This is a genomic window from Sphingobium sp. 3R8, from assembly GCF_020166615.1.
GTDB classification, from domain to species: domain Bacteria; phylum Pseudomonadota; class Alphaproteobacteria; order Sphingomonadales; family Sphingomonadaceae; genus Sphingobium; species Sphingobium bisphenolicum.
Genome location: NZ_JAIQXR010000003.1, coordinates 223,169 through 235,563 on the forward strand (window position 1 = coordinate 223,169; position 12,395 = coordinate 235,563).

Annotated in this window: 9 protein-coding genes; 6 read left to right on the forward strand and 3 right to left on the reverse strand. The window is 65.2% G+C overall.

Features of this window, described 5'->3' with window-relative positions; translation table 11 throughout:
• Positions 1-19: 19 nt before the first annotated feature.
• Positions 20-1,072, reverse strand: coding sequence for a LacI family DNA-binding transcriptional regulator (locus tag K9B33_RS04435; protein WP_224546980.1), 1,053 nt, complete (start codon positions 1,070-1,072; stop codon positions 20-22).
• Between the two features lie 102 nt (positions 1,073-1,174).
• On the opposite strand from K9B33_RS04435, the gene K9B33_RS04440 reads away from it, so the two are divergent.
• Entirely contained in the window at positions 1,175-1,975 is an 801-nt protein-coding gene (locus K9B33_RS04440; protein ID WP_224546981.1) for a 2-keto-4-pentenoate hydratase, read from the forward strand.
• A 35-nt stretch (positions 1,976-2,010) separates the two neighbouring features.
• A complete protein-coding gene (locus K9B33_RS04445; RefSeq protein WP_224546982.1) occupies positions 2,011-3,291 on the forward strand; it encodes an MFS transporter in 1,281 nt (426 codons plus the stop codon).
• Positions 3,292-3,493: 202 nt separating this feature from the next.
• Here the strand turns inward: K9B33_RS04445 and K9B33_RS04450 are convergent, their stop codons facing one another.
• Positions 3,494-4,504: an aldo/keto reductase gene (locus tag K9B33_RS04450; protein ID WP_224546984.1), complete on the reverse strand. Its 1,011-nt coding sequence runs from the start codon at positions 4,502-4,504 to the stop codon at positions 3,494-3,496.
• 12 nt (positions 4,505-4,516) lie between these two features.
• Entirely contained in the window at positions 4,517-5,356 is an 840-nt protein-coding gene (locus K9B33_RS04455; RefSeq protein ID WP_224546986.1) for an amidohydrolase family protein, read from the reverse strand.
• Between the two features lie 138 nt (positions 5,357-5,494).
• Here K9B33_RS04455 and K9B33_RS04460 point away from each other — a divergent pair, with 138 nt between their 5' ends.
• The 4 genes from K9B33_RS04460 to K9B33_RS04475 are packed head-to-tail and all read left to right on the forward strand — an operon-like array spanning position 5,495 to position 12,368.
• Complete coding sequence (locus K9B33_RS04460) at positions 5,495-6,343, forward strand: fumarylacetoacetate hydrolase family protein (protein WP_224546988.1); 849 nt, start codon at positions 5,495-5,497, stop codon at positions 6,341-6,343.
• 58 nt (positions 6,344-6,401) lie between these two features.
• A complete protein-coding gene (locus K9B33_RS04465; protein ID WP_224546989.1) occupies positions 6,402-7,130 on the forward strand; it encodes an SDR family oxidoreductase in 729 nt (242 codons plus the stop codon).
• Between the two features lie 43 nt (positions 7,131-7,173).
• Positions 7,174-9,174 (forward strand): right-handed parallel beta-helix repeat-containing protein, encoded by a 2,001-nt coding sequence (locus tag K9B33_RS04470; protein WP_224546990.1) that lies wholly within the window; start codon positions 7,174-7,176, stop codon positions 9,172-9,174.
• On the forward strand, positions 9,171-12,368 hold the full coding sequence (locus K9B33_RS04475; RefSeq protein WP_224546991.1) for an alpha-L-rhamnosidase: 3,198 nt from the start codon (positions 9,171-9,173) through the stop codon (positions 12,366-12,368). Before K9B33_RS04470 ends, K9B33_RS04475 begins: the two co-directional genes overlap by 4 nt.
• Positions 12,369-12,395: the final 27 nt, after the last annotated feature.

Here is a 12,395-nt window from a genome sequence, read left to right on the forward strand (position 1 = left end):
GTATCATAGCGGTCACCCATCAACCGGCCGCAGGCGGTGCCACCGACCCCCGACGGATCAGCATCGAACTGAACATCGAAGGCGCACTGACCTCCGCGTCCTCGCCGGTCGCGGCACCGATCAGCTTCAGTCCGGCGGCGCGGCCCATGGCCACGGTCGGCCAGCGCACGGTAGTCAGTGGCGGCCAGACCCGCGTCGTGATCGGCGTGTCGTCGAAGCCGATGATCGACAATTGTTCCGGCACGGCGATGCCCCGCAGGCGCGCGGCATAGAGCACGCCCGCCGCCATCTCGTCATTGGCGGCGAAAATCGCGGTCGGTCGCGGCGACAGGTCGAGCAGGCTTTCACACGCCGCCAGACCCGATTCGAACGTATAATGGCCATCCGCTACCAGACTGCGCGGCAGGGCGATGCCGGCTTCGGCCAGCGCCAGTTCGAAACCGTCGCGCCGTTCCTGCGCCGACCGGAAGCCATGCGGCCCGGCGATCAGGCCGATCCGTCGATGCCCTTGTGCAATCAGATAACGCGTCGCATCGGCCACCGCGTCGCGATCGTTTGACGCCACCATATGGTCGGCATCGTCCCAGGTCGCCGATCCTATGCGGACATAGCGACAGCCTTCTTCATCCAGCATCCGGGCCAGGGCATCATTTTCAGACAAAGGCGGCACGATGACGACGCCGAACAGGCGCTGGCGCGTAACGAAGCGGCGGATATCGTCCATCACCATAGGCGAACCGCGGTCGACCGGCCGGATCACCAGTTCGAATTCGGTGCCGTGCAGCGCCTCCAGCACACCGCGCTGCATACTCAGGATCGTCTGGAGATTGGGATTGTCGTAGACAAGGCCGATCAGGAAATTGCGCCCCAGCGCGAGCGCCCGCGCCTGCGGGTTGGGAACATAGCCGGTCTCCCGGATGATCGCCTCCACCTTGGCGCGCGTCTGGCGGTTGAGCAAGGGCGACCGGTTGATGACGCGACTGACCGTTTTCTTCGACACGCCAGCCATGCGGGCAATGTCGTTAATGGTCAGTTTGGGCGCCGGTCCCTCTTCCTGCTGCTGCTTCGCCATTGCCGCCTTATAGCGCACAAGCGAGGCCGCGCCAGACGCATCGGCTTGTAAATGACACCGGTTTCCAATAATGCGGAAACCGATCCCGGAAAAGGATGTTCGATGAGAGGAAATGACCAGGCAGGGCTGATAGCGGATCGCTTTCTCGCGGCGCGACGCGGCGCGACCGGCCTGGCCGATTATCCCGCCCCCCCACCCGCGACGCTGGAGGACGGCTATGCCATTCAGGCCGCCGCGATGGCGCGGAGTACCGATCCGGTGGCGGGATGGAAGGTCGGACGCATCTTGCCGCCGCTGGCCAAACGCTATGGCTGCGACCGTCTGGCAGGACCGATTTTCGCGGCCTCACCGGGCGCGGCGGACGGGGATGCGACCGGCTTCGTCTTCGACCACGGCTTCGGCGCGGCGGAGGCTGAGTTTCTGTTGCGCATCGGCCATGCGCCAGTAGCCGGCCAACGGCATTTCACGCTGGAGGAGGCCGCGGCGCATATCGACGCCGTGCATATCGGCATCGAGATCGCCAGTTCGCCGTTCGAGGGCATCAACGACCATGGCCCGGCCGTGACGATTTCCGACTTCGGCAACAATAATGGCTTGCTGGTCGGGCCAGCCGTGCCGGACTGGCGCAGCGGCGCCTATATCGAGCAGGCCGTTGTCACCCGGATCGACGGGGTCGCGGTCGGCACGGGCACGGCGGCGGCCTTTACCGATGGCGCGATCGGATCGGTGCGCTTCCTGCTGGAACATCTCGCAGCGCGCGGGATGGCGCTCGAACCGGGCTGGTGGATATCGACCGGGGCCATCACCGGCGTCCATCCCGTCAGGCCGGGACAGGATGTGGAAGCCGATTTCGGACCGTTCGGCACTCTAAGATGCAGGATCGAAGCCCAAAAGCCGCGATGAACAGCGGACGCACGGGCCGCAACAGGAGCAGGAAGATGAAGGACATGGCCATCGGGGATCGCCCGCCGACCCGCTATCGCTGGGTCGTGGTCGGGCTGTTGTTCGCGGCGACCGCGATCAACTATGTCGATCGCCAGATGATCGGCGTGCTCAAACCCACGCTGTCGGCGGAAATGGCCTGGTCGGAAACCGATTATGCCAATGTCGTCTTCTGGTTCCAGGCGGCCTATGCCGTGGGCTATCTGGGCTTTGGCCGGATCGTCGACCTGGTGGGCGCGCGCTTCGGCTACGCCATAGCGGTCGTCATCTGGACCATCGCCCATATGGCGCATGGCGGCGTCCATAGCGTCACCCAGTTCGCCATGGCGCGGTTCGGCCTGGGCGTCGGCGAGTCGGGCAATTTCCCGGCAGGTATCAAGGCCGTCACCGAATGGTTCCCGCAGAAGGAGCGCGCCTTCGCCATCGGCCTGTTCAACGCGGGCGCCAATATCGGCGCGATCGTGACGCCGCTGCTGGTCCCATGGCTGACCGTCGCTTACGGCTGGCGCGTCGCCTTCTACGCCACCGGACTTTTCGGCATAATCTGGCTGATCGCCTGGCTGGTCTTCTACCGCAAGCCGGAGGATCATGCCAAGATTTCGCCGGAGGAGCTGGCCTATATCCGCCAAGACCCGGCCGATCCGGTTCAGTCGATCGGCTGGGGTCGACTGATCACCGTCCGCGAAACCTGGGCCTATGCGATCGGCAAATTCTGCATCGACCCGATCTGGTGGTTCTTCCTCTTCTGGCTGCCCGGCTATCTGGGCACCCGCTACGGCCTAGACCTGCTCAGCTTCGGGCCGCCGCTGGTCGCCATCTATCTACTGTCGGACTTGGGCAGCGTCGCGGGCGGCTGGATGTCGGGCCGGCTGATGAAGGCGGGCAGGAGCGTCAACGCCGCGCGCAAACTCACCATGTTGTTGTGCGCCTGCGCGGTGCTGCCGGTCTTCTTCGCCCAGTCGATTGACAATCTGTGGGTTGCGGTGCTCGTCATCGGCGTGGCGACGGCGGCACATCAGGCGTTTTCAGCGAATCTCTACACCTTGCCATCGGACCTGTTCCCGCGCGGGGCGGTAGGATCGGTCGTCGGCATCGGCGGAACATTGGGCGCGGTGGGCGGCATGGCGATGGCCAAATATGCCGGTTATATCCTCGACGGCATCGGCAGCTACACGCCGCTGTTCGCCGTGGCGGGGAGCGCCTATTTCGTGGCGCTGGCGGCGGTCCACATCCTCTCGCCGCGGCTGGAGAGGGTCAATGTGCCGATCGCCGACTGAGGAGAAGAGGAAGCCCGCCATGTCGTCCGGCAGGCTCCCCCGGCGGTCCGCAAAATAGGAAATGGCCGTCCTAACTTCGCATATTTCCAGCACGTCCCGCAATTTTGGTGCCGCGATAGGATAGTATATTGCGAGCACCGACCCGGCCCGCCCTGTCCGACAGATCGGACTATAGCCCGCTCCGGCGGCTGTAGGACAGGGTCTAAGCCGCCATTCCCGCAGGGACCGGCGCGCGGGCGTCGATGAGCCCTTCGTCCCGCAACGCCAGCCAGAAGCCCGCAGGAACAGGCTGCGCCATTTGCGCGATGGCGCTGCGCAGATGGGCGGTCGTTCCGATGCCGGGGATGACGCTCGCGACGACAGGATGCGCCAGCGGAAATTGCAGCGCCGCCGCGCCCAGCGTCACGCCGAATCTGTCGCATTGTTCCTCGATCCGGCGGACCCGGTCCACGATCGACGCGGGGGGATCGCCATAATCATAATGGACCGGCCCGCCATGCCGCACGCCTTGCGCCAGGATGCCCGAATTGAAGGGACCGCCCAAGATTATGCGTACCCCCCGTGCTGCGCAGAGCGGCAGGAGGCTGTCGAGCGGCGCCTGCTCCAGCAGCGTATAGCGCCCGGCCAGAAGGATCAGGTCGATATCGGCATGGGCCAATATCTCTTCGCAGACCGCCGTTTCGTTGACGCCCAGGCCGATCGCCCGAACCGCGCCGGTGCGGCGCAATTCCTCCATCGCGCGAAATCCGCCATCCAGGAATTCGCGCATCCGCGCTTCATGCGCGTCGCCATGCGCAAACCGACCGATATCATGGACATAGAGGATGTCGATGCAATCCCGTCTAAGCCTGCCCCGGCTCGCCTCATAAGAGCGCATGACGGCGTCATAACTATAGTCGAAACGGCTTTCATAGGGTTCGGGGGACACGAAACCCTGCCGCACCTGCGACAGATCCGCGTCGAGCGTCGGATCGAGCCGCCGCCCGACCTTGGTCGAGATGATCGCGCGCCGGTGCGGATCAATCTCCGCCAGCGCCGCACCCAGACGCTTTTCGCTCAGCCCGAAGCCATAATGGGGGGCGGTGTCGAAATAGCGTAGCCCGGCTGCCCAGGCCTGATCGATTACCGCCCGCGCATCGGCGTCAGGGATCGCGCGATAGAGGTTGCCGATCGCAGCGGCCCCGAAACCCAGTCTGCCGAAATCCAGCGCCACATTCTTCTCCTGTTATGCAAGGCCGTAGAAGGCGCGCGCGGCGCCCTCGAACAGGCGGGCGCTTCGCTTCGCGTCCAGATCGCCCGCCAACCGGACCGCATCGTCGACCCAGTCGTGATAGGCGTCCCCCATGTGCAGCAGCACCGGCCAGTCGCTGCCCCACATCGTCCGGTCGCCGAAGCAGGCGAGTATATGCGCGGCATAGGGCGCCAGCACGTCGGCCGATTGCCCCGACGCCTGTTCGGTACGAAGCCCCGACAGCTTGCACCAGATATTGGGATAGCGCGCGAGCGCGGCCAGATCGTCCCGCCAGGGATCGATAATATGGTCCGCCACAGGCGGCTTTGCGCCATGGTCGATCACGATCGGCAGGTCGGGCCAGCGTTCGGCGAAACGGGCGAGAACGGGCAGGTGGCGCGGCTGGACCAGCGCGTCGAAGCGCAGGCCATGCGCCAGCATCGCCTGGATCGCCGGTGCAAGATCGGCCCGCAATATCCAGTCGCTCGCCTCGATGCTCTGGAGCATGGGGCGCAGCCCGACGCTTTTGGGCCGGGCGGCCAATTGGGCGATCCGCGCGGGCGCGTCGTCCGCCTCCAGCGCGACCCAGCCGACCACGCCCAACACAAGCGGATCATCCGCCACCAGATCGAGCATCCAGTCGGTATCGCGATCGTCCGGTTGCGACTGGACCAATATGGTGCCCGCCAGATCAAGCCCCGCGGTCGCCGCACGCAGATCGTCGGCCAGGAAATCGCGATGGATCAGCGGCCAGCCGGCGTCCGGCCACGCCTGACCCGGCCCGCCGATCCGCCAGAAATGCTGGTGCGAATCCAGGATGCGGGGTCGCGTCACGCCTTTACCTCGTGCATGTCGGTTCCCGCCTCTCCCATATCCTCGCACCTTGTTTTCCCAAAAACATAAGACATCATACAACATGATGCGCGGCTGTCCATGCCGCTTCATGCCATGCCATAAGAAAGGACGTTCATCATGAAATTATGCCGCATCGGGGAAGTGGGCCAGGAGAGCCCAGCGCTGGTCGATGCCGACGGCCGACTGCGCGATCTGTCGGCCCATGTCGCCGATCTGGACGGCACGGCGATCGGACCCGACGATCTGGCGCGCCTGGCGGCGATCGACACGGCCACGCTGCCGCTGGTCGAAGGGCCGGTTCGTTATGGCCCGCCCGTCGCCGGCACGCGCCAGTTCGTCGCGATTGGCCTCAACTATGCCGATCATGCCGCCGAATCCAACCTGCCGATCCCGGAGGAACCGGTCGTTTTCAACAAATGGGTCAGTTGCATCCAGGGGCCGAATGATCCCGTCATCATTCCCTTCGACTCGCGCAAGACCGATTGGGAAGTCGAACTGGGCGTCGTCATCGGCACCACCGCGCATCGTGTCAGCGAAGCCGACGCGCTGGCCCATGTCGCGGGCTATTGCGTCATCAACGACGTGTCCGAACGCGAATGGCAGACCGAACGCGGCGCGACCTGGGACAAGGGCAAGGGCTTTCCGACCTTCGGCCCTGTCGGCCCGTGGCTGGTGACGGCCGATGAAGTGGGCGATCCGCAGGCGCTGTCCATGTGGCTGGACGTCAATGGCGTGCGCAAGCGGGACGGCAGCACGCAGACGATGATCTTCACCGTCGCGCAGATCGTCGCCTATCTCAGCCAGTTCATGACGCTGCTGCCCGGCGACATCATCACCACCGGCACCCCGCCCGGCGTCGGCCTGGGGCAGAAGCCGGAGCCTTGGTATCTCAAGCCCGGCGATGTGGTCGCGCTGGGCATCGACAAGCTGGGTGAGCAGCGACAGTCCTTCGTCGCCGCCAATTGACAGCCCTCCATCATCCTGCTTAGACATCATACATATTATCTAAATATGGAGCAGGAAGATGGGACGTCTGGCAGGCAAGACTGCGCTGGTGACGGCGGCGGGTCAGGGGATCGGCCGCGCCACGGTAGAGGCTTTCGTCCGGGAAGGCGCGCGCGTCATTGCAACCGACGTGCGCGCCGAGGCGCTGGCCGATATCGACGGGGTGGAGGCGCAGGCGCTGGACGTCACCGATCCGGCAGCGGTGCAGGCGATCGCGGCGGCGCATCCGGATATCGATATCCTCTATAATTGTGCGGGCCGGGTCCATGCCGGGACGATATTGGACTGCGACGAGGCGGAATGGCACTTTTCCAACAGCCTGAACGTCACCGCCCAATATCGCATGATCCGCGCCATGCTGCCGGGCATGATCGCGCGCGGCGGCGGATCGATCATCAACATGTCGTCCATCTGCTCCAGCATCAAGGCCGTGCCCAACCGCTTCGCCTATGGCGCGACCAAGGCGGCGGTGATCGGCCTGACCAAGTCCGTCGCCATCGATTTCGTGACCAAGGGGATACGTTGCAACGCCATCTGCCCCGGCACGGTGGAGACCCCCTCGCTGATCCAGCGGTTGCACGACACCGGCGATTTCGAAAAAGCCTATGCCGAGTTCACCGCGCGCCAGGCGATGGGCCGCTTCGGCCGGGTCGAGGAACTGGCGGCACTGGCCGTCTATCTCGCCTCGGACGAGTCCGCCTTCACCACCGGCACGGTCAATGTGATCGACGGCGGCTGGGTCAACTGACACGCATAAGCGCCGGCACAAGAGCGCGAACCATGGAGAGACGATGATGAAGCGCAGCCTGATAATCGGCGTGGCTTTGACGGCGACAATGCCGCTGGCCGCCGCCGCGCAGGAGGGACCGCTGCTGGTCCATGTCTCCCCCGCCGGCGACGATCGCGCGCCCGGCACGCAGGCGCGCCCGGTGCGGTCGCTGACCCGCGCGCAGGCGCTGGTGCGGCAGAGCAATGCCCAGCGCGACGTCGCCGTCATCCTGGCCGACGGCACTTACACACTCGAAGCGCCCTTGCTCTTCCGCCGCGCCGACGGGGGGCAGAACGGCCATAGCGTGATCTGGCGCGCGGCCGATGGCGCCCATCCGATGCTGTCGGGCGGGCAGGTGGTGAGCGGCTTCAAGCCGTTCGATCCCGAACGTCGCCTCTATGTCGCTGACGTACCCAAGGGCATCGATGCGCGGCAGCTCTGGGTGGACGACACGCTCGCCGAACGGCCGTGGATCGAAATCCGGCCGTCCGACCTGACGTTCAACGCCACGGGTTTCGAGATTACCAATCCCGACCTCACATGGATTGCGGGCGTGAAGCGCGCCGACCGGATGGAGTTGGAGGCGACCGGTTTCTTCACCGATCGCGTGTCGCCGGTGCAGGCGATCGCGGGCGGAAAGGTTACCATGGCGCAGCCCGCCTGGGACAATAATAGCTGGGGCTATGACACGATCACCAAGCCGATCTTCCCGCAGGACAGCCGGCTCTTCCTCGTCAATGCGCTGGAATTCGTGGACAAGACCAACGAATGGCACAGCAAGCCCTATCAATGGGTGATCGATCCGCAGGCGGGCAAGCTTTACCTGCGCATGGGGCTGGACGAGGATATCGCCAAGCGCCGCGTTGTCCTGCCCCGGCTGGAGACATTGGTGTCGATCAGCGGCACGCCCGACGCGCCGGTCGAACGGCTGCGGTTCGAAGGGTTGCGTTTTTCTCATAGCAGCTGGCTCGGCGCGTCGCGCGCCACCGGCTACGCCAATCAGCAGAGCGGGTCGTTTCTGGCCGAAACCTCGCCGATCCGCCCGGCGGATGCGTGGAAGACATGCGGCTGGGGTTGCGTCGCATTCGAATCCATGCGCCAGAAATGGAACCAGATGCCCGCCGCAGTGCAGGTGTCGGCGGCGCGCGACATCGTGTTCGAACGCAACCAGTTTTCACAACTGGGCCAGATCGGGCTTGGCATCGGCAATGACGCCAACGCCAACCTGTCGGGCGTGGGCCTGGCCGCCAGCAATATCCGCGTGGCGCGCAACCGTTTCGCGATCCTGTCGGGCAGCGCGATCATGGCGGGCGGTATCCGGGTGGAGGCGCATCATCCCGACAATGCGGCGCTCGTCAACCGCGACATCGTGATCGAGGACAATGTCGTCGCCACCGTGTCACAGGATTACAAGGATAATGCCGCGATCCTGACCACCTATGTCAGCGGTGCGCGCATCGTCCATAACGACATCAGCGACGCGCCCTATGACGGCATCGCGGTCGGATGGGGCTGGGGCTATAATGACGCCGGCGGCAATCCCAATTATGACGAGAACGCCAAAGGCTACGTCCATAATATCAAATATACGACGCCCACCACGCTGCGCGACACGCTGGTCGAGGGCAATCGCATCCATGGCGTGAAAGGCTGGTTCATGGATGGCGGGGCGATCTACAATCTGTCGGCCAATCCCAACGCGATCGTGCGCGGCAACCATATTTTCGACATAGGCGACAAGATCGGCCTCTATCTGGACGAAGGATCGAAGCATTTTCGCGTCACCGGCAATGTGATCGAGACGCGCGGCAAATGGCTGAACATCAATACCGCGGGCAAAATGTACAAGCGCCGCATCTCGACCGACAATGTCGCGACCGGCAACTGGCATAACTCCAACACTATGGGCGGCCGCTGGCTGGAGGAGATCGGCAATGTCGCGCGCGACAACATATTGCTGCCCAATCGCGACTGGCCGGCCGATGCGCAAAAGGTGATCGATGAAGCGGGGGTACGGCCATGAGTCTGATTGAACGCCGGACGCTTTTGAAAAGCGCAGGTGCGCTCGCTGGCCTGCCCGCCTTTGCCGCAAAGGCGCAGGAGGAGGGCGACCTGCGCATCACCGATCTGCGCGCCGAAGGGCTGGTCGATCCGATCGGTCTGGATCAGCAGGATGTGCGCCTGTCCTGGCGGCTGGAGAGCCGCGACCGCGCCGTGCGCCAGACCCGTTGCGAGATACAGGCGGCGAGCAGTCGCGCGCTGCTGGAGGCGGGCACGCCCGATCTGTGGCATGCAGGTGAGGTGCTGACCGACAAGAGCATGGACATGGGCTGGCTCGGTGCGCCGCTCTTATCGCGCCAGTGCGTCTGGTGGCGCGTACTGGTGCGCGACGAGCGCGGCGCAAAGGCGACCAGTCCGGTCGCCAGCTTCGAGATGGGATTGCTCGATGACGCCGATTGGAAAGCGCAATGGATCGAGGCGCAGACACCGCTGGAGCGTGCCGATCGCGCCGCCGGGCTACACTGGATGCGCGGCGACCGGCCCAAGGACAAGTCGCCGCGTCAATTCCGCCTCGCGTTCGACCTGAAGCAGGCCGGGGATATCACCCTCTTCTCGATCGGAAATTTCCGGGCGCCGCTAGTGTGGCTGGATGGCGAGCCGGTCGCCCTGCCCCCGCGCGGCCCCCATCGCTTCGGTGCGGAGCCGATTGCAGAAACTCAGCATAAGCTGGCTTCCGGCGCTCATGTCGTGGCGATGGAGGTGACCGATCCTGAGGGGTTCGACGAGCCGCGGATGCATGAGATCGCCGCCGCGCTGATGATCCGCGCGGGCGAGCGGCGCATCACCGGCGAGGCGATGCGCACCGCGACCCACGCGCCCGTCGGGTGGCAGGCGGTCGCTTTCAACGACGCGGGCTGGGACAAGGCGCAGCGCTCCGCTAGCCAGCCACAGGCCTGGCCGCGTGCCGGCGCCTATATGCTGCGGCGCGATTTCGAGCTGAAACGCGCCATCCGGCAGGCACGGCTGCGCGTTACGGCGCTGGGTTCCTATATCGCGCAGATCAACGGCCAACGCGTCGGCGATGCCCAGCTCGCACCGGAAAGCAGCGACTTTCGCGAAACCGCGCTGGTGCGCACCTATGATGTGACCGCCCTGCTCCACCCAGGCGCGAACGCGATCGGCGCGCTGCTGGGCGAGGGCTGGTATGGCAGCTATCATGCCCCGGCCGGCCGCTACGCCTTTGGTGACCCGCCGCTGCGCCTGTTCGCGCAACTGGAAATCGAGCATGATGATGGCAGCCTGTCGATCGTCGCCACGGACGACAAATGGCAGCTTCAGGTCGACACGCCGATTACCCAGGCGGAAATCTATTATGGCGAGGATTATGACGCCCGGCGCGAACAGCCCGGCTGGTCCAGCCCCGGCTATCGGGCGAAGGGCTGGACGCCCGCCCGTGTGGCCAAGACGCCACCGTGCCGCCTTCGCGCCCATGTCGCCCCGCCGATCCGGGCGATCGAACGGCGGCAACCCGTCACCATCCGCAGCTTCGACGGCGACCGGCATGTCATCGACTTCGGCCAGAATTTCGCTGGCTGGGCGGAACTGAAGGCGAAGGGCGCGGCCGGGCAGACCGTATCGTTGCGCTTCGCCGAAATATTGCACTCCGACGGCACGGTCGATGTCGCCAACCTGCGTGCCGCCCGCGCGTCCTGCCTCTACACCTTCCGGGGCGACCCTGCGGGCGAAAGCTACCAGCCGCATTTCACCTATTTCGGCTTCCGCTATGTCGAGGTGAGCGGCCTTGGCCGCGCGCCGACCCCGGATGAAGTCACCGGCATCGTCCTGTCGAGCGCGCTCCCCGAAACCGGCAAGCCGCTGGTGGAAAGCCGCATCATTCAGGGCCTGTGGCAGAATAGCCGCTGGAGCCAGCGGTCCAATTTCTTCGGCGTGCCGACCGACTGTCCGCAGCGGGACGAGCGGCTGGGCTGGGCCGGCGACGCCAATGTCTTCTGGGACGCGGCCGCCTTCACCATGGACGTCGGCCCCTTCACCCATCGCTTCATGGGCGACCTGCGCGATGCGCAGGGGCCGCGCGGCGAGTTTCCCGACTATGCGCCGACCGGCTGGCGCGACCTGTCGCTGGGCGCCTCGCCGGGCTGGGCGGATGCGGGCATCATCCTGCCCTGGACGGCGTGGCAGCGCTATGGCGACACCGCGATCGTCGATCGCAACTGGGCGTCGATGACGCGCTATATGCGCTTCCTGGCAGAGCATAATCCCGACCATATCTGGCGGAATCTGCGTGGGTACGACTATGGCGACTGGGTCGCGCTCGACGCCAAGAAGCCGAGCGACGAGACGACCCCCAAGGATCTGATCGCCACCGCCATGTGGAAATATTCGGCCGACGCCATGGCCGACATGGCCTTCGGATCGAAACGCCAGCCGGAAGGCGAACGCTACCGCCAATTATCGCGCGACATCGCCACCGCCTTCGCCAAGGTCTTCGTGCGTGCCGACGGCAGCGTCGGCAATGGATCGCATTGCGGCTATATCCTCGCGCTGCGCTTCGGGCTGGTGCCGGAATCGCTGCGAGCCGCGGCGACGGCGAAACTGGCGGCGGATATTCGCCGGCGCGGCACGCTCATCTCCACCGGCTTCCTCGGTACGCCCTACAGCCTCGATGCACTGGCCGATGAGGGGGAGGAGAGCTTGGTCTACGACCTGTTGCTGCGCACCGCCTTCCCGTCCTGGGGCTATATGATCGCCAAGGGCGCGACGACGATCTGGGAGCGGTGGAATGCCGACATGGTCGATTCCGCGATGAACAGCTATAATCATTATGCGCTGGGCGCGGTGGCGGGCTTCATCTTCCGCCGTGTCGCCGGAATCGATCCGATCTCGGCCGGTTTCCTGACCTGGCGTTTCAATCCGGTTCTGGACAAAAGGCTGGAACGCGGCGGGGCCAGTTACGACAGCGTGCTGGGACCGATCCGCACCGACTGGCGCAACGGGCCGGACGGTTTCGCAGCGGATATCAGCGTGCCGGCCAACAGCCGCGCGGAAATATATCTGCCGACCGCCTCCAGCGATGCGATCCGCGAAGGTGGGCAACCGATCGGCGCGATAGTAGGGCTTCGTCCCATCGGCCTGCGGGGCGACCGCTTCGTGCTGGAGGCCGGATCTGGCGACTATCGCTTCACCGTCGCGCGCTGACCCCCCTGTCCCCCACTGGCCGCCCAC